Raw genomic sequence first — 22,523 nt, 5'->3', positions numbered from 1 at the left:
GAGGTGATTGTCATGAAGAAGAAAATGAGTCTTGATGATGCTGCTCGTCGATTTGCAAGTGGTCACTACGTTGAGCAATCGATGCCTGGCGCCAATCCCGAGCGTGACAAAATGGTTAGTGATGCAATAGCTAAATTAAAGCAGGTTCGATCTGCTGCCAAGGTTCGCCAATAGGGCGAGCCTTTTTTGTTGGAGATGCACCTTGAGGTAAATTCATACTTAGTTGTACAGCGATATCGGCAGTGAAGTTGTTTATGCCAACTCTAAAGATTCAAAGGGTCGTACGGGAGGGGAACTGGATGGAATTTGAATTGCTGGGCCGGGTAGTATTAGCGGGTTTATGTGGGATCTTCATCGGATTCGAGCGGAAGAACCGCATGAAGGAAGCCGGAGTACGTACACATTTTGTTGTAGCTGTGGGTGCGGCGCTAATGATTATCGTCTCGAAATACGGATTTCAGGATCAGATCGGCTGGGAGAATCTGTCCGTTGATCCATCGAGAATTGCTGCGGGTATCGTTAGCGGTGTAGGTTTCCTGGGAGCTGGAATGATCTTCATGCAGAACAATACGGTCAAAGGATTAACTACAGCCGCAGGAATTTGGACTACAGCAGGAATTGGGATGGCAGTTGGTGCCGGTATGTATCTCATCGGTATAGGAGTGGCCTTGATCATTTTTGTGGGACAGATCATTCTGCATGGGCATATCAGCTGGCTAAGTTCACCACAGACCGAGCGGGTCACCCTTGTAACAGATTATTATGAGCAGACAACGGAACAAATGCTGAATCTGTTGCAGAGACATGATATATCTGTGCTGGCTTTCGAAGCGGAACGCGAAGCTGAGCTTACCACTATAGTTATGACGGTGAAATTTCAACGCAAAGCTCACTTGGAGACACTGCTTGCGGTTATGAATCAGGATTCCCATATTATCCGAATGCAGGTGGAATAATAAGAGCCTGACCTAAACAAACTGTTTATGGTCAGGCGTCTAATTGCCGAAAACATAAAGTAACTTATTATTTAGTTCATCATATTCTTTCATGAGATCTACAGCGTTTCTAGAATAATTACTTTGGATATAGAACCTGCTGCAGGTATATAAAAGAGACCATACTAATTCTTTAGAAACCATTTCTTCTTTATGGATCGTTTCTTTGTAGGCATCCAATGTGGTATGAAGTTGTTGAATCAAGTCGTGATCAATTAACGCATTCCCATTCCCGCCGCCATTCCCTCTTAACTTCACAGAAAGTTCTATACAAATTTTCTTTAGCTCTTTCTCAAGGTTAAGCTCCACATGATCCCTCCATTCTCGAATTAATTATTAAGTTTATCTTACCATTGAACGGAATTATCCTGCTCGTTAATTTAATGAAGTATCGGCTAGATTTTTTTTCTTTTACACTGATGAAGGGTTACAGGCAAAGTTAAGCATCCTTGATCCTGTTGAATTCGGGCTAAGACTTCACACCTTTTCTAAAGACAAAAAAATACCCTGCCAGCCTAAGCTAACAGGGCGATTTTGCCGATTCTTTCACACGACGATAATTTTTCCTTCTATTTCTCGCTGAAACGGTACTGTCTTTATAAGTGACGGCAAAACCGTTTCTACTTGCGTGTCTTAAATCTCTTCGAGAGTACGAACCCAAGGATGATCAGACCAATGCCGGCTAGGTACATGCCTATCGGACTTTCTTCACCGGTCTGAGGCAGCTTACCTGGCAGACCGCTTTGATTCTGTGAAGGTTCATCAATTGTTCCTTTAGGCACTTCATCTACCACTACTTCGATTTCGATTTCCTGGTCCTCTCCATTATTGCTAACGATAATAGTGAACTTGTCTTTTCCGGTATAGCCAGGATCAGGTGTGTACTTCCATTTCCCGTCTGGTGTAATCACGACGGTTCCATGTTCAGGCTCTTCACCAAGGCTAGGAATCCCCCCAAGCGGGATTTCACCCTCGACCGGAATATCCTCTATTGTGTTGACAGCTGTAGGCTGAGGACTAGGCGGACTGCTAATTACAGGTGTCGCTGTCGGTGCGTTTGTAGGTGCACTTGTAGTTTCTGGTGAAGCCGATGGTGAAACTGATGGTGTCACCGTTGGAACTACTGTCGGACCCGGTGTGACTATGACTCCTGGTATTGAAGGAGTTGTTGGTGTCGATGACGGTGTTGAAGGTACATATGGTACATATGGTGTTGCTGTTGGCGTCGCTGGTTCTGTTGGAGCTGGTGTCGCCGTTGGTGCAACAGTCGGTGTGGCCGTTGGTGCTTGTGTTGGCGCAACAGTCGGCGTCGCCGTTGGTACTGGTGTTGGTGCAACAGTTGGAGTTGCCGTTGGTTTCACTGTTGGTACTGGTGTAGGCGCAACAGTTGGCGTTGCTGTTGGTGATGGCGTTGCTGTCGGCGATGGTGTCGGTGCCACTGTTGGTGTTGCTGTCGGCGATGGTGTTGGCGCTACTGTTGGTGTTGCTGTCGGCGATGGTGTCGGTGTTGCTGTTGGTGCTGGTGTTGCTGTCGGTGATGGCGTCGGCGCTACAGTCGGCGATGGTGTCGGCACAACAGTCGGCGTCGGTGTGGCCGTTGGCGATGGTGTTGGCGTCGCTGATGTTATGTTTTTAATTTTCAGATCAATACCCGTAGTTGAATTAATTTTAACTGCATGAGGTGTCGTATCTAACAGATAACCTGCAGGTGCAATTTTTTCAACTACTGCATAATCGCCACCGAGCAGTTTTGTGAATTCAAGCTTACCTGAATCATCTGTTACTCCCTCATTAATCCAAATCTGCTCATTGCCAATGACGCGGAATAAGTCAAAGGCAGCTCCTTCGAGCGTCTTGTTCTGATTATTCGCATCAATCTTTTCAATGCTGAGTGTGCCTCTCACACCGCTGCCTGTGCCTGATCCGCTGGAGAGCTTGACCGTGACTTCAGAATTACTTTCTTTGGTAACCTCTTTGACATTCTTGCCTGCGAGATTCACTTCGTTGCTGACTGTTTCATTATTTTGTGCAGTGATCACAGATTGGTATTGAAGAATATAAGCTTCCGAGATTTCTTTGGTAAACTTCAGTTCGAAGCTTTCTTTGCCTTCATTGTCCTTCTTGAAGGTCAGCGTATAATCTGTGCCGCGAATCAGTTCCACTCCGGAAGAGGTGATCTTCCCGTCGCTTCCAACATTTGTCTTAAAGAGATGATAGGTGTTGGTGAGCAGAATTTGATTCTCACTAGGAATATCTGTTACTATTGCATCCCTCACAACGGATTGATTACGGTTGATATAAACCGTCCAGTCAATCTTATTGTTGTTTTGTGCACCTGTCTTGGCGATATATTCGCCTCCATTAGGAATGTTGACAGAAGCTTTAAGGTCTGCGGATTCCTTGGTTGTGCCGTCATACAGCACTGCAGTGTTATCGACATCCTTCAGATCAATGACCTGATCTTTGAAAGTAGTCTTAAAGGTAACGTAAAAGGCATAATTGATTGTTTTGTTAAAGCTTACCTCCAGCTTATCGCCGGTTAGAGTTACCTTGTAATCTTCTTCATCGACGTTTACATCCACCGAAGGGTTTCCATTGGTGCCGTAGATCCATTTGAATACCTTAACGGAATCCAGATCCACAACTTGACCACTGGTAATCGTATCCACCAATTTGGCATTGGTCAGTGTTTTCATGTTGTAGTTGGCCCCGATATTCCAGGTAATCTTTTTGTTGAAGGCATCATAAGATCCATTCTTGAGTCCGTTATTCTTCACTTCAGGTCTTGGATCAAATGTGGATGTTGCCGTAATGGTCCGTGTTGTAGATTCCCCAGTCTCTAACCAATCCAGCACTGCCTGATTGATAAACCGGTCTTTCCCCACCGTCAACCAATCATAGTTGAACTTAGTTGTGTAGGTGATAATGTAGGGTTCATTGATCGGAGCTTTAAAAGTAATCGTGAACCCGTCATTCGCCGCTACAGGATCATGTTCGGTATTAACAACCTCATGATCGACAGCCGTACCTCCCCCGGAAGGTTTAATCAAAAGACTACCAGGTACAAGCTTGAGCCCTGCGTTAACGAAGGTATCCGTGACTATTAGATTATTCATTGTTTTGGAATCTTTATTGATCGTAATCGTCCAATTTACCGTCTTGTTCAGATAATCTGTATTGCTGTTACTCTTGGTCAATATTTGTTGGGAGATATCCCGGGTAGCTGTGCTTGTATGTTCACCGAAAATCACTTCATTAGTGACCTTACCATTTTTGAATACACGGTCAGGTGCCTTTGTCTTGTATTCGATGCGGTAAGCTGAATCAATATCATCTTTGAATTTGATTTCAAAATGATATTTACCATCTGCCACTGAATCTGTAACCGTGTATTTATTATCCGGAAGCGGCTGGGCATCTTTGACCCCTTTACCATCGGCCGCAATAGTCACCGGGTACACCTTCAGCGAATCTGGAATGAGTTCCTGTTGGAGGTCGATGGTATCCTTCAGAACCGCGTCGTTTGCCGGAATAAACTTTTCATTGTAATTGAAATCAATGGCCCAGCCAATAATCTGGGTTGCCGGGTCATAGCTGGTGGTTACCTTATTAAGCGGCTTGCCCCGTCCTACGGTTACGGTAGCCTTCGATTCTTTGGATAACCCGTTATCTCCCGTAAATACTGCTGTATTCTCATAGCTTGTTGCGTCCTCACCGCTGGCTGTAATATCGGTGGTGAATTCTACACGATACGCCTTGGTGATCGGACTCTGATTGAATTTCAAGTCCAGCTTCGCCGGAGTGGACCCGGAAGCATCATAACTGCTGCCCGGAACAATGGCTCCAGGTGTTACTGTGCCATCCAGCTTCACTTCAAGTTCACGGACAACAATGGTGCCTGTGTCAAGCGACAAACCAGCCGGGATCGCATCGGTGACGGCAGCATTACCGACACTTTCCAATGTCTTGTTGACATCGACGGTCCAGCCGATTTGCGTCGGATTGTAGAATTGAGGCAAGGGAGTACCTTTCTTCTCTACAGTTGAACTGACGTTAGGCTTGAAATGAAGTTCAATCACCTGGGTGCCGCCATTAATAGGAAACGCCACAAGCTGTGTGGTCGACCCTTTTATTTTTTTGGAGCTAAGCAGTGAACGGACAGTAAATGTCCCTCCTACTTGATCATATTGTTCAATAAATTCATTAAACGTAAAGACAACATGATTATTATTCTTATTGACATGATAGGTGCCTACTGTATCCCCGCCAAATTGAAGATCCCCATCCAAATCGTTATAAAGCTCAAATTGGTCAGGAATATTAAATTCAAACGTGGAGCCTGCTTCATAACCGTGCCCATCTGATAATGACCACGTGTAGTTCAGCTCAGAATAGGAATCCAGCTGATATACATTTCCGGTGACTGTCTCTGAGTAGTGCTCATCCGTATACACGGCCAGGGAAACGCTGGTGATCAGATTCTCCGTAATGTTACTGGGTTCTGCATGAGCACGTTCAGTGAAAGAGCCAAAGCTTGTTGTCCATTGGGTAACCAACAGAATAAGTACGAGCCAAATGCTAATCTTTTTCATTTTCATTGATGAATACTTCCTCCTTTTTCGTCATCGATTGTGTTTGAAGCTTCATGCATTGCCTGCGCAACTTGTGGGAGAACTGCGCTGACAGCAGTTTAAGTTACTGTAAACCTGACATATGAACAATTTCTGAACAGCTTCCTGATTTGCGTGTGGAAAAACAAAATAACCCGCCAAGTTAAGCTCGGCAGGTTAATTTATATATGTATGTAATATTAGTTACGGGTTACAAAGTGCTCAATCCCATCTGCTAAATTCGAGATTTTATACTGAAGAAACTCAGGGTAAACCTTATACTCCTGTAATTCATTGATATCAACCCACTGGAAAATCAATCTGGATTCATCTGTTTCTAAAGACTTAAAAAGTCCGCTTAAAGGAATCTGCGAAGCACTGTTTAAACGAACCATATGATAATGACATAACGTATGCGCTTCTTTCAATCCCCACTTCCAAAAGGTTTCCTCAACCCAAATTAGCCGCTCTACTGATATGGTTACGCCGAGCTCTTCCTTATACTCGCGGATGAGAGCCTCTGCACTTGTCTCCCCCCAAGCCACATGCCCACCTGGAAGAGCATATTCAGTATCTTCGACTCCTCTTTGAAGAAGAATTTTACCCTCATGAAGCAAAACTGCGGCGCTCCGGAAATTATGAATTCGATTCTCTTCTGCGAATAACCAATCTCTGTTTTTCATGATTAAATTCCACCAATCTCTAAATAATAACTAAAATTTGGCCGTGCCCCAGCTATTCCCCTCTTCTCAGACTGGCCCGGTACTCACTCGGCGGCATGCCGGTGTGCTTGCGGAATTGCTTGGAGAAATACAGCGCATCATTGAAGCCGACGGACGATGCCACCTGCTCAATGGTCAGCGTCCCCCCGAGCAGATCTCTGGCTTTGTCCATCCGAATTTTGAGCAAAAACTGTTTAGGTGACAGACCTGTTCTCTGCTTGAAGGCTTTGGACAGATGCACCCGGTGGTAGCCGAGGGAGGACGCCAGATGATCAATACTGATCTGCTGATGGAACTGCAGCGAAATCCAGCGGATCGCCTGGTCGATCTGCCGGTCAATAATCTCGGGCATTTCGGCAGGGTGCAGGGGTAGCGCACTTACATTGCCCAGCCCGAATTGATGAAGCAGCAGCCGTGCCCAGCCTGAAGCCTCCAGACTCTCCAGCTGCGGGTAGGCGGATTGCATGAAAGAATTCCGGATCCTCTCGTACAGACTATGCAGCTCTGCGACATTAGCGGAATGCATGAAAGGCATTTCCCTTGTAATCCCTACAGCCAAGAAAAGTTCCTGAACACCTATCCCCTGCAAGGCTACCCATGCATAATGCCATGGGGCATCCCGATCTGCCTGATAACTGAAGAGCGCGCCCGGGAAAATAATGAAAGTGTCGCCGCTCTTACACTGCGCAGAGAACGTCCCGCTTTGAAACAGACCTTCACCTTCCAGAACAGTATGTATTAAGTAATAATCGTGTACAGAAGGTCCGATGGTATGGCCGGGATGCGGTCTCGCTTCTCCGCTGAACAGCACAGACAGCTCCTTCTCCTCGGGTGTGAGGTTAATGCCTATAACAAAATCATAGTGCTCCGGATTCATATGCAACATTCCTCCATATCCATCTTGTCTTTCTCCATAGCCGCGCCTTCTGTTCTATTCTATAGTGATTATAGAAGAAAACAGCGAAAAAAGCTTCTACAACAACGATTATCATAAGGAATAGTGTTCCTATTCCCCATATGAATGAAGCGTATTCCGCAACTTACAGGAGGAGAACATCCAATGTCGAAAATTACATTTATCGGTGCCGGAAGTACTGTTTTTGCCAAAAACGTCCTGGGAGATATCATGGCTACACCTGCCCTGCAGGGGTTCGAGCTTGCCTTGTATGATATTGATCTTCAGCGGCTCAAAGATTCCGAGAATATGCTGAACAACCTGAAGCACAGCGGCGGCAGCACCTGTACCATCATCGCCTATACCGACCGTAAGGAAGCGCTGCGCGGTGCCAAATATGTGATCAATGCGATTCAGGTCGGCGGGTATGATCCGTGCACCATTACAGATTTTGAAATTCCGAAGAAATACGGCTTGCGTCAGACCATTGCAGACACCGCAGGCATCGGCGGAATATTCCGCAATTTGCGCACGATTCCGGTCATGCTTGATTTCGCTGCGGATATTCGTGAAGTCTGCCCGGATGCGCTGTTCCTGAACTACACGAACCCGATGGCTGTTCTAACGAATGTGATGAATACTTACGGTGGCGTGAAGACGGTGGGATTATGCCACAGCGTGCAGCAATGTATTCCCGGATTATTCAGTCACCTCGGGATCGATCAGGAAGGTGTGCAGGCGACAATTGCCGGTATTAACCACATGGCCTGGCTGCTTAAGGTTACCAAGGACGGCAAGGATTTGTACCCGGAGATCAAGCGCCTCGCCGCAGAGAAGCAGCTTGAGCCTCACGGCGATATGGTCCGCTATGAGATGATGCTGAAATTCGGCTACTATATTACGGAATCCTCCGAGCATAATGCGGAATACCATCCTTACTTCATCAAAAGAAATTATCCTGAGCTGATCGACCGGTTCCAGATCCCCCTTGACGAATATCCGCGCCGCTGTGTAGAACAGATCGGACGCTGGGAGCAAATGCGTGAGGAGCTGGTGAATAATCAGGAGCTGAAGCATGAACGTTCCCATGAGTATGCCTCATATATTCTGGAAGCGATTGAAACTAACGTACCGTTTAAGATCGGCGGCAACATAATGAACACCGGACTGATTACGAATCTGCCAAAGGAGGCCGTTGTCGAGGTCCCTTGCCTGGTGGACCGCAGCGGAGTCACTCCAACCTACGTAGGCGATCTGCCTCCGCAATGTGCGGCGCTTAACCGGACCAATATCAATACACAGCTGTTGACAATTGAAGCCGCCATCACACGCAAGAAAGAGCATATCTACCATGCAGCCATGCTGGACCCGCATACCGCAGCAGAGCTCTCGATGGACGATATCGTTAACATGTGTGATGAGCTGATTGCTGCCCACGGCGACTGGCTGCCTGAGTATCAATAGAAGGCGGGATTTGATTTATCGTCATAAACCAAGAAGCCGTCTTATTGGCGGCTTCTTTAATTTGAATTAAATATTATTTTAACTCATACCATTCGCTTAAGTTATCTTGATTGAAATCCAGCTCCTTGCCGCTTTGATCAATGATATACATCTTATCCGGCGGACTCTCCAGGCTTCTACCCGTAAGTACAAGCTGGTGCCCTCCTTCGATAGGATAACTCCTTATATATAATCCCGAACCGGTGTCCTCAAAAGAGTACTTGTTGAGATCGCTCCAATCCAGTGAATCGCCTTTTTCCGTTAAGCTTGTTAATTCATTCAGTGAAATATATTCGCCTGTCTCTCCTTCCTTGTTATTCTGGCATGCTGAGCAGATCATTAGAACGAACAACAGTGTTATTGATAACTTTAATAATTTTGCTAGTTTCATATACAACCCTCTCCTAAGTACCATAATTCTGCTGGCAATTAATAGGGATAATATACCATAATTAAGCAGTCAACAATAAGTTTGCAATCCGGGTCACCTAGTTGTTAATGATCTCAATAATCTTCCGCCGGGCATCTACGGCTTCGGGGATGGGCATCACGACAAACACATGATTCATTTTGGGATATACAAAAGTATTGATTTCAATTCCCTGCCCGGTTAGCTTGTCGTCCTGTTTCATAGTCGGCATTTGCTTATGGCCTTCTCCAATTCCACTAGAAAAACTAATTTTCGATATTAAACCACGGACCTGAAGCTTGAATGACATCCCAAAGTTTTTCCGGAAGCTCAATCTTATTAATATTGGAAGCCTTTATAGCAGTTTGAATTTCTGATTCCTGTCCTCTTTGAACCTTTTCAATCCAATCAGGATCTGTAATTAACGCATGTCCGATCACAGCCAGGTTAAGTCCCTTATCTAAACCTGTTGCAACATCATCTGGTGTTGCCATAGAACCCGCAGCCAGCAGGGGAATCCGGCTATTCACATGTTCAACGATCAACTCAAGATAAGTCTTATCATCTTGGCTGTCGACTGGCTTAGAGGAAAGAGCATCAGGTAGTGAAGCATGCACATAATCAACTTCTGCTTCAATTAGCCGTTCAATCAGTACATAAGTATCTTTCATTCTTATGCCGCCTATTTGATGTTCATCAGGAGAAATCCGGTAGCCGAAAATAAATGGTTTAGCAGCATGTTTTTCTATAACTTTTTTCATTTCCTTAACTATTGCCAGTGGAAAACGAAGGCGGTTCTCAAGTGATCCTCCCCAATCATCCTCACGTCTGTTGAAGAATGGAGAGAAAAAGTTTTGAACTAAAAATCCGTGTGCGCCATGAATTTCAACCCCATCAAACCCTGCTTCAATAGCTCGTCTTGTTGTTTCTCCAAATGCATGAATGACTTCCAGTATTTCATCGTGCGAAAGTTCTCTCGGTGTAACGGAAGGAGCAAATCCAGTAGCTTCCGTCTCAACAGCACTGGAACTAACTACATCTCCATTTGGTGTAAGATCCGGGAGTGCTTTGTTTCCTGCATGAAAAATTTGAAGCACAGCAGCAGCTCCGCCGCTTTTGGCCGCATCCGCCAATCTGCGTAAACTTGGAATAAATTTATCGTCATAAGCTGCAAATTCATTCGTAAAACCAATTCCATTAGGTTGAACATGTGTACAGCCTGTTATAACCAGACCTACACCTGCTACTCTTCTTCTGTAATAGTTCACTTCATCATCTGAAATTGTATAATCGTCATTACTGGCCCAAGTGGTCATAGGTGACATTACAACGCGATTTCTAAGAGAAATACCATTTTTAAATGAGAAAGATTCGAGCAGGTTGTCATAATTTGTGTTCATTTTCTTACCTCTTTCTAATTATTCATTTATAAACTTTAGTAATTGTTGTCTTATGATGAAGCCTTTATTCGTAAGATGATTACCAGTTGATGAGCGGCAACAAGCTTGTTACAATGACACCATAAAGTATTCGAGTTACTCGAAGTCAATATCATGGAGGTATGGAATTTTGAATCAGTCATTACATGAACCCAAATATACGATTAAAGATGTATCTGAAATCACTGGACTAACAAAACATACGATCCGCTACTACGATGACCAACAATTAATCCCTTTCGTTTCAAGAGATGGCAGAAACAACCGCCTATTCTCTGACCATGATCTGGATTGGTTACGAATGGTACACTCCTTTCGTATTTCAGGATTGCCGGTTTCAGAGGTCAAGCATTACGTTGCTATGTGTTTGCAAGGTGATGAGACGATTCCTGACAGGGCTGAGCTTGTTGCAAAGCAGGAAAAAGAACTAGAGACAAAGATACATGAGTACAACCTTCAATTAATGCACATCAAGGCAAAGAAGGCTTATTACAAAAATGTTTTGGCTGGTCAATTGAATGATACCTGGAACCCGGTGAACAATAACCCGGAATGCGGTGAGAAATATGTTATACCTGAACATATCAATTCAGCATCAAAGGTCCATGTATCACCCTGAAAGATAGTCTAGGGCTTCGTGTGCACACGAAGTCAATATTTTTCTTTTCACAATATCTCGACATACCCCTCGGTTCCATGCACACGGATGCGTTGCCCGTCCTGGATCAGTCTGGTGGCATTCTCCACTCCGACCACTGCCGGTAAGCCATACTCCCGTGCGATGACAGCTCCATGGGTCATCAGTCCGCCGACTTCGGTGACTAAGGCCTTAATGGAGACGAACAATGGGGTCCAGCTGGGGTCGGTGAATAAGGTCACCAGGATATCCCCCTCCTCCAGATTAGCCTCTTCCATGTTGAAGATTACACGTGCCCGGCCTTCTATTACACCGGAAGACACAGGCAGACCTGCAATTGCTCCTGGCGGGAGATGCTCCCGTTTGTACTGGCCGGATAGGATTTCTCCATCAGACGTGATCACGCGCGGGGGAGTGAGCTTATCATATAATTTATAGTCATCTTTACGTCTATTAATGAGCTGGTAATCGATTGTATTCGTGCGCACGACTTGGTGAAGCTCTTCGAAATTGAGGTAGAATATATCTTCTTTATCGTCGATAACACCTGCTTGAACAAGCCGTGCGGCTTCCTTCATGATCGCCTGCTTGTAAACCAGGTAGCGGCTAACCATGCCGTATTTGGGATATTCCCGGTAACCAATGAAATTCCGGACCAGGTCAATCATTTGTTTGGTTTCGCGGGCTTTGTGTTCCCCCTCCGGTAACTGCTTCAGGCGGTCTAACAGCTCCTGTTCTTTATCCCAGGCTTCCTGCCGCCCCTGCTCAAATTTCTGCCTGCTGGCATTAGGCGCAAAGTTCCTGATGTTACTTAGAATCATAGGAATCAGGATTGCCGGCTTCTCGCTCCACCGGGTTCTGGTAATGTCGATTTCGCCGGTGCAGCGCATTCCGTACGTGCTGAGATAATCCGTCAGGGCGTCACGGGTTTCTTGTCCACCCTCTAAGGTAATCAGTCCGTCCATGAAGTTATCCTCTTGCACACTCTGTAAATAATCAATGACCTGCGGGTAAGGACGAATCACATCAGCGACATCCATCAGCGCCAGACCCATTTCCGAAGTAATATTGTTCTGCACGGATTGCGAAAGTGTATCTGCCGCGTTTATTTCCCCTAACCACTCGTTAATATGGTCATTGATCCATGCAGAAGCATCCATTGCGGCCATGAACACCGCCGTACTTTGCGGGTCAAACAGAACCTTCTTTAGCTCCTGGATATCTTCCCGGATAAAATCAAATAAATCTGATCCTGATTTCGTCCGGATATTGTATTTCAGCTCTTCTACCGATGCTTCATTGCTCTTAATCAGCTTTGTAACGATGGTCGGATCGCTTCCGATCGGTACCAGATCAACCGCCGGCAGCTTACCGGAGCTTTTACCAGGCCCGGCTGCTGATTCAACCTCCGGTGACAAAGGTATAAAATCACCCCGCTCCACGATAGTCATAAGCGCGTCTTTAACAAGCGGATCGGATTTCCCCAGGGTATCGATGATTGTCTTTCTGGCGGCCGAAGCCAAATGGGCGGTGACATCAACAAACAGTCTTCCTCCGGCTATACGCATGGGCGCAGGAGTAATTAACAGGTGAAAAGACAGTCCCAGCGGTTTCATGGCATCGGTCATCATTTGTCCATGACCGACAGATACATAAGCGCGGTTCTTTTGATCAATGGCTTCGGGGATCGGGAATAGAGTAGTAATAGGCCGGCTCTGCACAATATAGAAGGTATCATCAGCTAGACACCATTCAATATCCTGGGGGGAGCCGAAATAAGCCTCGATTTCTCTTCCGATCTGTGCGAGCTGTAAAATCTGTGGCTCTGTAAGGGTCTGAGCCTGTTGCTGCACGGGATCGAGCTGCCGGGTCTCGGTACCGCCTTCCGGTAGTCCGTAGATGGCCAGTTTTTTGGCTGCTATCCGCTTATCCACGATTTCCTTGTTCTTCACCTTATATGAATCGGCAGACACCAGACCTGAGACCAATGCTTCTCCAAGTCCAAAGCTGGCATCGATGGACAGCAGCTTGCGGTTATTCGTTACCGGATCAGCGGTAAATAGAATACCTGAAGCCTGCGGGAAGACCATCCGTTGAACGATAACAGATAAATAGACCTGACTGTGGTCAAAGCCATTCTGCATCCGGTAGATTACCGCGCGGTCCGTGAATAGTGAAGCCCAACATTTGCTGATATGCTGAAGGATGGCGTCAACGCCGATAATATTTAAATAAGTGTCTTGCTGACCGGCAAAAGAGGCGTGCGGCAGATCCTCAGCAGTCGCACTGGAACGTACCGCGTAAGCCTGTTCACTCCCTAGCCGGGAGAGAGCCTGTGTAACTGCAGTTACAACCCCGGAAGGAATTTCTGCTTCCGTAATGGTCTGGCGGATCTCCCTGCTGATTGCCGCAATCTGCTCCCGTTCATCCACCCGCAGTGTTGTCAGCCGGCTTAGCAAAGCATGATAGGTTTCGTTATGCAAGATTGCTTCCTGATAACCCGCCGTAGTAACACAGAAGCCTTCGGGGACTTGGACGCCTTCTATTCCAGTTAACATCCCCAGATTTAACCCTTTGCCGCCAACAAGCAGCAGCTGCGTATTATCCATTTCCTCAAAACCCAGAACCCAAGAACCCATTCCGTATCTCCCCTAACTATTGAGTTGAGAAAAAAAATTGACAAGAAATTTCCGGCATGTTATATTAAATATATAGGATGCGTTATCTTTGCGAACCTAAAATTAAGTCAGTTGTTAAGTGATTATATCATCGTGTATGTTTATATGCAATATGAAGAACCTGGGCAGCCGCTCAGGTTCTTTTTTTGCAGTCTAATTGTTACGCCCGTAGTAGAGCTTCAGATTCGTCACGTCCACCAGATACAGGATATCAATGCCTTTAGGACTGCGGTCCACCGCCAGCCGCTCGACCGGAATGCCCGGCGCAAGCGATGTTTCGGTCCAGCCTCCGCCCGTATTTACGGCCATGAACGCACGGTCGCTTCCGCTGCTTTTCACGTAATAGATTCTTGCGGCATTGCCTGCCCAAGTCACATCAATCGCAGCCGTAGTCGGAGCTGCATTATAGACCGTTTGCAGCGTCCAGCCTCCTGTGCCATACGTGGCCAGCTTGACCGAGAAGCTCGTGGCGCTTTCTTCACGATAGCGGTAAGCAATAACCGGACGGCCAAGAGTATCGAGCGTCATCTTGGCGCTCTGAACGCCCGGTCCGCCGGGATCACTGCCGCTCTGTACATAGGCTTCCCCTGGAGCCAGAGGCTGCACAATATCCGCTGTTGTCAGTGAGACAGGCGCTGAAACTGTTGTTCCGTCCGCTTTGGAGAATATTCCCGTGGAAGGACTATATTTCAGATAAGACAACTGGTGGCGCAAGGGGCTGGCGGCGAAATACGCCCACTCGAACAAGATATGAAGATCTCCGTTGGCATCAAAGACCAGATCGTCAGGGTATACAGACCGGTTAAGATGTGCTGCAATCACCTTCACCTGGGTCCATACCGATTCGGCATTATTCCAGCGGAACAGAACGGCCTCTCTTTTGCCTGCCGGATCTTTATCTATACGTACCATCAGATACAAATCCCCGTTAGGGGCTGTCGTCAATACCGGGTAGGTTACTGTCATGCCTAGGGGCAGTTCATCGGAGTGATTCTGCGGAATCCCGCCTACCGTATCCGAGCGGAAGTACTGCCATGGATTGCTGTGCATGGAGGCAAATACGTGAAAGCGGCCGCTCCCGTCTCTGGCCATCGAGGGCTGATTATGCCCGAGATCGTCGAGATATTCTGCCGGCACGGTGCCGTTCATGAGCGGCAGCTTACTCCAAATCCCGTCGTTATCCCGTCTGGCTATCGCTACCGTGTGTTTACCGGCAATAGTTCCCGGTGCATTATAGGCCATATACGCATACTCATAACCAAGTCCATACGTGGCAAGGGGAGACCACCATCCGGCCTGGTTGCTGGAATCCATCGGAAATGGCACCTCTTCCAGCACAGGGGCTGCACTTCCTGTTCCCGCCGGCAGCATCAGCATCAGCACCGCCGCCATAACGAGTCCGAGCTTCCATTTTTTGATCTTGTTCATTCATTCTGCCTCCAATCAATAAATGAGATTTAATCAACAGCATTAATTGTAAACGCATTCAAAAATGTCTGCTGCCCCTCCTTTCCTATCGGTCCATCAAGTATTTCTGGCCAAGGATATCATGCGGCTGAAGGGATTGTTACTGTACTTTTGCAAGATTACTGTATAGGAGAACAAAATCACCCTAACGCGTGAATCAACACCTTACTAAAGGTTCGATCAGGTCCTCCGTTCCCGACCACCCACTCAACCACGCCCTTGCCAATGCCGTTTGTTCCCAGCTTCTGTAACCGCTTCTTCAAAGTTATCCGCATTTTGGGGAATTGAATTATTTCCTAAATGATAAAAAAAGAAAAGTCCGGGATCCGGACTTTCCTTTTTTTGAAGCTGAAGCATCTGCGTGGCTATCGCCTGTACGGTCTACTTCCGCACTGTGACAATCATCTTCGGCGTTCTGGTTTCTCCCGCCGGGTTGCGTAACACAACCTCATATTCATAGGTTCCAGGCGTTTTCCCGGAGATTGCAGTGACTGCCGATTGTGCACCTGGTGTATGTGCCTGCAAGGCTTGGGAATCTACCAGCACTCCATTCTCATAGAGCTCATATCCGGTAGCATTCGTTCCCCACCACAGATTCATACTTACATTATAGCTGCCGTCTCCGTCCCAGTTGTCGTTAGATAATACCGCTTGGCCAGGAGAGGCATCTGTAACAGTCACACTCAGCGGTGTGCTTTTCGTTGTACCGAGTGAATTAGTCAGTTCACCGGTATAGATATAGGTACCATTCCGCTTGCCGGCAATGTCGATCTGTACGGACTGGGCGGACGGTGACTGGTCTGCCAGAGACACTTCTTTGATCAACTCACCGTTCTCATACAGCTTAAATTTGGTGCCGTTATTGCCCCACCAGAGATTCATTGTGATGGTGTAATCTCCGTCTCTCAGCCCTGTATCATGTCCGTTATTGTCGGACAATACAGGAGTGCCGGGGGCACTGTTCGCAAGTGGTGTGCCTTGGCTGATCCATGCTGCCCACGTACTCAGCACATCTGCCTGTTCCGCTGTAAATACCGTATTCCTGCCGGCATTGACATCATTGCCATAGGCTGCGAGCAGCTGGCGTGCCTTCGCACCTTCATGCGCACCCGCTGCTTGTTCTGCCTGTTGCAGCTTGCCGCCCAGCTGTTCGGCAAGTGCCCCTGCGCCGGGATCTTCTGATTCTGCTGCGAAGGCACGTGTCAGTTCAGCCAGACTTGCAAAGGTAGCGGTGACACCGAAGCTGAAGTCTACGCTAGTTTCCCTGCCTGCTAAGTCGGAGACCGTAGCGGTTACTTCATGCAGTCCGGGCTCCAGCGTATAAGCTGGAGCATTCAGCAGCACTCCGCTTGGCTCCGCTACGCCGGACACCGTATCAAATGCTGTGTAGGTAATCTCTATCTGCTGGTCAATCGTGTATTCCGGCTGCCCCTGAATTTCGATGGCCGGAGGTGCGAGGTCAACCGGCACCTTAAGCGTCTGTTCTGTCTCCTTATTGCCGTCCAGGTCAACACTCCAGTAAGTCACAGTGTGCTTGCCCTCATCACTTAACGTCAGCTTCGTACCGGTCTGAATCTCACCGCTGTCGACTTGGTAGTAGGTTGCATCAACGCCGGAATCTTCATCCGTTGCGGTAAACGTTACTTCAACCGCTGAAGTATACCACCCGTTCTGTGATGATCCTTCCACTGCCGCGCTTGTATGCGGCGCGGTCTCATCCGAAGGCTCACCTTCAATTGTAACTAAGGCAGAGAGCGGAATATTCAGCTTCTGTACAAGCTTAGCAACCATTCCGGATACCTTAACCGCACCGTTCATCTGGAGATGTGTATTGTCCTCAGTTGTACCTACCCACATAAATATGGATTTGGTGCCTTCCGGCCCAAGCTCCTGGAAATATTCCCAGCTGACTTGATTCAGATCGATCAGCAGGGCTCCAGTTTCCTGTGCCGTTTCTTTCATCGCCTGCACATATTCCGGGAAGCTCTTGTTCAATACTTCTCCGGTGAAATCGCGCCGGTTCACCGGCGTGACCAGCACCGGAATTGCGCCTCTCTGCACAGTGCCGTTAATGTAATCTTTCAGATACACCTTGAACTGCTCCGGTGTAAGATAACGTTCCGGCCGGGACGGTGTGGAATCATTATGCGACCACTGCATGAACAGATAATCCCCTTCATGAATGCCCAGCAGGATGTCATTAAGATATCCGCCAACCAGGAAGGTTTTGCTGCTTAAACCGCTGACTGCACGGTTATCAATTCGAATCTGATCCAGATCGAAATAACCGCCCAGTGTCTCGCCCCATCCGGCCTGCGGGCGATAGCTTTCTGCGTAATTGGCTACCGTAGAATCGCTTGCCAGATACAGGGTTGGCTGGTCAGCTACGCCAATCTCCGGCAGGCGCTCGATCTTAAGCGCATTGATCTTCGGTGTATTGCCGGAGAACGTAAAGTCAAAGACACCGTCAATCAGGGCAATGTCATAAGACACTTCGGTGAACTGGCCTTTGGCGACGGTTGTAACCGGAACTTTGGTCATTTGTTCTACAACTACAGCAGCATTGGTCGCTTCCAGTGCATCACCAATGGTCATAGTTACACGGTAATTGGCTGGCTTCATCTCCACCAGGAGGCTGCTGCCGTTCATGCGGATGAAATCCTCTGTCAGCGCATTTCCGGTTTCACGGTTCTCATCCTCTACCAGCGTGGTGTCCGTAAAGCCATAGCCATTCCCTTCGATATATGCTCTCTTGGAATCTACTTTGGTGTATCCTTGAGCAGCGGTGCCGGAGCCGAAATCAAATTTGTACTCGCTGATGTCACCTGCCGGTTCGCGGGTCAGCGAATCCCTCGCGACCGTCAGCACATTAACTGCATGGTCGACTTGGGCTTGTGTAGCAGCAGCTGTAGCCATAACCGCCTCCACAGACGTCAAAGCTTTATTCAGTACGGCTATGGATGCATCCGAATAGGCTGACAGATCCAAGGCTTTCACTTCATGATGCAGCGCAATTAATGCTGTCTGATCGCCTGCAACCGGTGGAAGCTTCGTGCCTTCGAGCTTCACATTGTCGATCTGGGTGGTCCAGCTCAGGGTGCCGCCTCCTCCCTTTCTCGTTCCCAGGAACCGGAATCCCCTTACGTTATTGGCATAAACGCCGGAGCTCATCGGAATATCCTTGATCGTCTGGGTGATACTTGGGTCAGCCAGACTCGTCAGCGTCAAATCAATCTTCTTCTCAGCGAAGTTAATCTTCACATTGGCATTGACCCACTGGTTCTTCAGGATGTCCGTAGCTATTCCGCCTTCCGGAACAGCTGTGGTGCCGGTTCCATAGTCAGGTGTATACGGGCCTACAAAATAATGGATTTTCGTGTTGGGACTAGCGGTTCCCGTCTTTGTTAATAGCGTGAAAATGGTATTCTCATTCGAATCCTGCAGGGTCAGATGTCCTTCTGACGGGGTTGCGCCTACATTACCGGAATGCCAGTTGAAATTGACATTGACGATGTCGCCGTTCACCGCATCGAACAACCGGAACACTTTCGCGCGATTCCCGGAGCCGGAACCGGTAACTGACATCACCTTGTTTCCGCTTTGCTCGGTGACTGTGCCCGTCATTGTCCCGGCTATACCCGTGGCGTTCACCATCGAATATTGTGCGGCAGCCGGATCTCCCTCGAAATTCTCTTCATACACCTGAGCTTCCGGCTCTGGCTCCGGTTCTGAAATATCCGGATCGATCACTAACGGTGATATGGTTAATCCCATCTCTTTCACCGCTCCTGCTACCAGACCGGCAATAACCTGCGCACCGTAGCTGCTGAAATGCGTATTATCGCCGACGCCGTTCGGGTACTTCGGATATTCACCGGGATTAGCGTACAGGAAGATTTTCTCCGTTGCCGCCAGACCGACACGATTGTAATCCGCAATGCTTAACTGGCTTAAATCGATCAGCGGCACGTTCAGCTCTGCCGCCACTTCCTTGGCTGCCTTTACGTATTCGGGGAAGCTTACGTTAAATTCCTGAGTAACCGTGTTAAAGTCTCTGCGCCCTACCGGCGTAAGCAGTACAGGTGTTGCACCGCGCTGCTTGGCTCCGTTCACATAACGGGTCAGATAGGTTTTATAATCTGCAGGAGATGCATAACGGTCCGGAATTCCTATACTGGCATCGTTATGGCCGAAGGAGATGAAGAAGTAATCCCCCGGTTTGATCCGCTGCAATATCGTATCCAGACGGCCGTCAACCATGAACGATTTGCTGCTTCTGCCGCCGATCGAATCGTTCTGGACCACCACGCCATTCGCGAAATATCGTCCGAATTGCTGGCCCCAACCTTCCTGCGGAGCCTGCGCACTGCTATAAGACTGCATGGTGGAATCACCGGCCATATAGATTGTCTTCGCAGTTCCCGGCGTCTTCTCCGGGTACTTCCCGATGATAATTTCCTGCACATCAATGGCCGTGCCGGAGAAGTTGAACTCCAGCTGACCGTCGACCAGCGCCACGTCGTAGGAATAAACCAGCGGCGCACCTGCGCTAATGCCCGTTACAGCCAGCTTTTGGACAAATTCAGATTTGACACCCATATTGCTGTCCCGGGCATCAGCACCAAGCTTGAGCGTTACCTTGTAATTGGCATTGGGCAGGTCAACTGCAAATTTCGCATTGTCCGGAAGCGAAACATGATTTGCGTCCATTGTAATTCCGCTTGTACTCTCAAAACCGTACCCGGTTGCTTGTGTATATAGTGTATCCTGAATAGCTGTTGTTCCGGCTGCCGGGTCCGTACCGAAAGCAAAGTGATGGACCTGCTCAGTTGTTTCTTGTGCTCCTGTAAGAGTTACGTTCGCCTTAGGGAATTCCGTTGCTTCCGTCCCGAGATAGAATCCGGTGTGCGGCGGCTGGTTGTAGGCGACATTCTGCCAGGCTATACCCAAACGGTATACCGGATCCTGCATCAGCGCGGGAATCTTGTAGCTTGTAGGAATAGTTGTTGTATAGAGTCTGTACTCCGAGCTGTCTTCGCTGCGCAGCAGCAGCTCCTCGCGCCAGTCGCCCAGGATATCCGCCTGAAGGGCAGGATTGCCTTTGGTGTGGTTATTAGTCAAAGTGCCGGTTGCCCGGAAAATCTCCTTCAGCTGCTTATTCTCATAATCCCACTTATAAACGAGCGGAATGCCTTTCGCTGTAGTGTTATTCCATTCGTGGTCGAACAGCTCCCGCTGAAGATCGCCGTCCCACCAGACCGCAAAGTTGGCGCTTCGCGGCACTTCATTCTGTTCATAAATGACTTCTCCGTCAGCCGAGTATCCGCGGGATAAAGGGTCCATCTGACCATCGACAATCGTAGATGCCCAGGATTCATATCCCGGATAGTTCGGATCAATATCCGCTGACATACCGCGTCCGGTATCCTTGCCGGTATACTGGCCCCAGATAATCTCTCCCGTTCCGGCATCGCGCATCTCCAGCCCGTATTCGGCATTCGTGTGTTCATGCACGCTGACGATCTGGTAACCTTCCCGGTTAGGATCAAGCTTGCCGGCATGCATGGCATCTCCATGGCCGAGTCCGGTGCTATAGATCAGGGTTCCATCATCGTCAATCGCAAGGGACCCATACATGATTTCGTCTTTACCGTCACTGTCAACATCAAGCACGCTTAGATTGTGATTTCCTTGTCCTTCATATTGTGATCCGGCTTCATTGGTATCGAAGTTCCAGCGCTTCACCAGTTGACCGCCAACATAGTCGTAAGCTGTGAGCGTCGTTCGTGTGTAGTAGCCGCGGGCCATCACTACGCTTGGCTTCACGCCATCCAGATAGGCAATCCCCGCCAGGAATCGGTCTACACGGTTGCCGTATCCATCCCCCCAGGCGCTCACATCCCCTCTTGGAGGGTCGTAATTCACGGTGGATACTGCTGCTCCGGTCTGACCGTCAAATAGCGTCAGATATTCTGCTCCAGAGAGGATGTATCCGCTCTCATTGCGGTAATCCTTCGTGCCGTCGCCGATGACTGTGCCTTGGCCGTCCTTCGTGCCGTCTGCTGTTTTGACAACAACTTCAGCTTTGCCGTTGCCGTCCAGATCGTACACCATCAGTTGTGTATAATGGGCTCCGGCGCGGATGTTGACACCCAAGTCGATTCGCCATAACTTCGTACCGTCCATTTCAATGGCATCGATATAGACGTTGCCGGTATAACCGGCTTGCGAATTGTCCTTGGAATTACTCGGACTCCATAAGAAAACGATTTCATAATCGCCGTCGCCATCCAAATCTCCTACAGAAGCATCTCCTGCATAATAGGAGTATGTGCCTCCGTCTTTGGTCCGGCCGTCAGCCGGCTTATCGAGCGGGATGGGCAAATACCCGTTATGCAGCACCGATACTGTCTCCGCCTGCATTTCTTCCTTACCGGCTATTACGGTAGATATCTGATACTGGGAACTGTCTGCACCTGTCGCATCCACATAATTGGTGGAGTCGCTGATTGGGGCCGAATTAACCTTATAGCCATTCTTGTATACGTTGAAAGCGATATCATTTGAATCCGTGTTCAAGTACCGCCAGCTCAAATAAACACCATTATCAACGAGGACCGCAACTAATCCGCGGTTCAGATACTCTGCCTGACGGGCCGGAAGACTGCCGGTTGATTCAGCATGTACCGGGGATGGCGGAATGGCAAGCGGGATAACCAGCATTAATGATAATAAGAATGCGAACATTGATTTTTTGAAGAAAGCCATTTTTCTGCGCATGTACTTAACTCCTCCTATTATTCTAAAATCATTTAGAAATCGGGGGAAACTTGTACGTTCATATCATAGTTGTCATTCAGCAGACTTGCTGTAAGCCTCTTAACTTCAATATGCTATTCCCTTTCAGCCTGAGAACATCAACCCCTTTCATTGTGTTCACTAAATATGCACAAGTGTATCAAATAATGGGAATCAATTCTGCTCAAAAAAACGCACTTTCAACCCAGAATCGACTATTTTAAAATATAAGGATTTATATATTTCACGATATAAAGCATCCTTACAGGAATCGCTAGACCATAGCCGATCAGCTTCATAATTTAGAGCACAACACAAAGAAATCCCGATAGCCAACCGCCTGTCGAGATTTCTGCAATGTTATACCTAT

Annotated in this window: 14 protein-coding genes and 1 pseudogene; 4 read left to right on the top strand and 11 right to left on the bottom strand. The window is 47.9% G+C overall.

Annotated elements, in window-relative coordinates; all coding sequences use genetic code 11:
- Positions 1-12 precede the first annotated feature (12 nt).
- A complete protein-coding gene (locus PBOR_RS37005; RefSeq protein ID WP_157764060.1) occupies positions 13-174 on the top strand; it encodes a hypothetical protein in 162 nt (53 codons plus the stop codon).
- A gap of 125 nt (positions 175-299) precedes the next feature.
- A complete protein-coding gene (locus PBOR_RS17770) occupies positions 300-956 on the top strand; it encodes an MgtC/SapB family protein (RefSeq protein WP_042213885.1) in 657 nt (218 codons plus the stop codon).
- A gap of 39 nt (positions 957-995) precedes the next feature.
- Here the strand turns inward: PBOR_RS17770 and PBOR_RS17765 are convergent, their stop codons facing one another.
- From PBOR_RS17765 to PBOR_RS17750, 4 genes are all read right to left on the bottom strand, one after another.
- Positions 996-1,304 carry a hypothetical protein gene (locus PBOR_RS17765; RefSeq protein ID WP_042213882.1) on the bottom strand — a complete coding sequence of 103 codons (309 nt, stop codon included), beginning with the start codon at positions 1,302-1,304 and terminating at the stop codon, positions 996-998.
- 311 nt (positions 1,305-1,615) lie between these two features.
- A complete protein-coding gene (locus tag PBOR_RS17760) occupies positions 1,616-5,593 on the bottom strand; it encodes a collagen binding domain-containing protein (RefSeq protein WP_052429528.1) in 3,978 nt (1,325 codons plus the stop codon).
- A gap of 212 nt (positions 5,594-5,805) precedes the next feature.
- Complete coding sequence (locus PBOR_RS17755; RefSeq protein ID WP_042213880.1) at positions 5,806-6,288, bottom strand: NUDIX hydrolase; 483 nt, start codon at positions 6,286-6,288, stop codon at positions 5,806-5,808.
- Positions 6,289-6,340: 52 nt separating this feature from the next.
- On the bottom strand, positions 6,341-7,204 hold the full coding sequence (locus PBOR_RS17750; RefSeq protein ID WP_174479819.1) for an AraC family transcriptional regulator: 864 nt from the start codon (positions 7,202-7,204) through the stop codon (positions 6,341-6,343).
- A gap of 183 nt (positions 7,205-7,387) precedes the next feature.
- Between PBOR_RS17750 and melA the strand changes: the two genes are divergently transcribed.
- On the top strand, positions 7,388-8,686 hold the full coding sequence (gene melA, locus PBOR_RS17745; RefSeq protein ID WP_042213878.1) for an alpha-glucosidase/alpha-galactosidase: 1,299 nt from the start codon (positions 7,388-7,390) through the stop codon (positions 8,684-8,686).
- A 73-nt stretch (positions 8,687-8,759) separates the two neighbouring features.
- Here melA and PBOR_RS17740 read toward each other — a convergent pair whose 3' ends face one another.
- From PBOR_RS17740 to PBOR_RS17735, 3 genes and pseudogenes are all read right to left on the bottom strand, one after another.
- A complete protein-coding gene (locus tag PBOR_RS17740; RefSeq protein ID WP_042213876.1) occupies positions 8,760-9,116 on the bottom strand; it encodes a hypothetical protein in 357 nt (118 codons plus the stop codon).
- 97 nt (positions 9,117-9,213) lie between these two features.
- Positions 9,214-9,357 (bottom strand): annotated as a pseudogene (locus tag PBOR_RS36655) (alpha/beta hydrolase fold domain-containing protein); the annotation flags it as partial.
- 43 nt (positions 9,358-9,400) lie between these two features.
- On the bottom strand, positions 9,401-10,534 hold the full coding sequence (locus PBOR_RS17735; RefSeq protein ID WP_042213874.1) for an NADH-dependent flavin oxidoreductase: 1,134 nt from the start codon (positions 10,532-10,534) through the stop codon (positions 9,401-9,403).
- 169 nt (positions 10,535-10,703) lie between these two features.
- Here PBOR_RS17735 and PBOR_RS17730 point away from each other — a divergent pair, with 169 nt between their 5' ends.
- Positions 10,704-11,192: a MerR family transcriptional regulator gene (locus PBOR_RS17730; protein WP_052429527.1), complete on the top strand. Its 489-nt coding sequence runs from the start codon at positions 10,704-10,706 to the stop codon at positions 11,190-11,192.
- A gap of 47 nt (positions 11,193-11,239) precedes the next feature.
- On the opposite strand, the gene ppsA is transcribed toward PBOR_RS17730, so the two are convergent.
- From ppsA to PBOR_RS17715, 4 genes are all read right to left on the bottom strand, one after another.
- Positions 11,240-13,849 (bottom strand): phosphoenolpyruvate synthase, encoded by a 2,610-nt coding sequence (gene ppsA, locus PBOR_RS17725; RefSeq protein WP_042213872.1) that lies wholly within the window; start codon positions 13,847-13,849, stop codon positions 11,240-11,242.
- A gap of 192 nt (positions 13,850-14,041) precedes the next feature.
- Positions 14,042-15,316 carry a BNR-4 repeat-containing protein gene (locus tag PBOR_RS17720; protein WP_042213870.1) on the bottom strand — a complete coding sequence of 425 codons (1,275 nt, stop codon included), beginning with the start codon at positions 15,314-15,316 and terminating at the stop codon, positions 14,042-14,044.
- A gap of 246 nt (positions 15,317-15,562) precedes the next feature.
- Positions 15,563-15,712 carry a hypothetical protein gene (locus tag PBOR_RS37000; RefSeq protein WP_157764059.1) on the bottom strand — a complete coding sequence of 50 codons (150 nt, stop codon included), beginning with the start codon at positions 15,710-15,712 and terminating at the stop codon, positions 15,563-15,565.
- A 24-nt stretch (positions 15,713-15,736) separates the two neighbouring features.
- Positions 15,737-22,135 carry a rhamnogalacturonan lyase family protein gene (locus PBOR_RS17715; RefSeq protein WP_042213868.1) on the bottom strand — a complete coding sequence of 2,133 codons (6,399 nt, stop codon included), beginning with the start codon at positions 22,133-22,135 and terminating at the stop codon, positions 15,737-15,739.
- Positions 22,136-22,523 lie beyond the last annotated feature (388 nt).

It is taken from the genome of Paenibacillus borealis, assembly GCF_000758665.1.
GTDB classification, from domain to species: Bacteria; Bacillota; Bacilli; order Paenibacillales; family Paenibacillaceae; genus Paenibacillus_AQ; species Paenibacillus_AQ borealis.
This window is presented reverse-complemented; position numbering and strand designations above follow the sequence as displayed.

What these genes read in the sequence shown, in the direction of transcription:
- PBOR_RS37005 (WP_157764060.1), top strand. Translation starts at nt 13, where the DNA reads ATGAAGAAGAAAATGAGTCTTGATGATGCTGCTCGTCGATTTGCAAGT.
- PBOR_RS17770 (WP_042213885.1), top strand. Translation starts at nt 300, where the DNA reads ATGGAATTTGAATTGCTGGGCCGGGTAGTATTAGCGGGTTTATGTGGG.
- PBOR_RS17760 (WP_052429528.1), bottom strand. Translation starts at nt 5,593, where the DNA reads ATGAAAATGAAAAAGATTAGCATTTGGCTCGTACTTATTCTGTTGGTT.
- PBOR_RS17755 (WP_042213880.1), bottom strand. Translation starts at nt 6,288, where the DNA reads ATGAAAAACAGAGATTGGTTATTCGCAGAAGAGAATCGAATTCATAAT.
- PBOR_RS17750 (WP_174479819.1), bottom strand. Translation starts at nt 7,204, where the DNA reads ATGAATCCGGAGCACTATGATTTTGTTATAGGCATTAACCTCACACCC.
- melA (WP_042213878.1), top strand. Translation starts at nt 7,388, where the DNA reads ATGTCGAAAATTACATTTATCGGTGCCGGAAGTACTGTTTTTGCCAAA.
- PBOR_RS17740 (WP_042213876.1), bottom strand. Translation starts at nt 9,116, where the DNA reads ATGAAACTAGCAAAATTATTAAAGTTATCAATAACACTGTTGTTCGTT.
- PBOR_RS17735 (WP_042213874.1), bottom strand. Translation starts at nt 10,534, where the DNA reads ATGAACACAAATTATGACAACCTGCTCGAATCTTTCTCATTTAAAAAT.
- ppsA (WP_042213872.1), bottom strand. Translation starts at nt 13,849, where the DNA reads ATGGGTTCTTGGGTTCTGGGTTTTGAGGAAATGGATAATACGCAGCTG.
- PBOR_RS17720 (WP_042213870.1), bottom strand. Translation starts at nt 15,316, where the DNA reads ATGAACAAGATCAAAAAATGGAAGCTCGGACTCGTTATGGCGGCGGTG.
- PBOR_RS37000 (WP_157764059.1), bottom strand. Translation starts at nt 15,712, where the DNA reads ATGCTTCAGCTTCAAAAAAAGGAAAGTCCGGATCCCGGACTTTTCTTT.
- PBOR_RS17715 (WP_042213868.1), bottom strand. Translation starts at nt 22,135, where the DNA reads ATGCGCAGAAAAATGGCTTTCTTCAAAAAATCAATGTTCGCATTCTTA.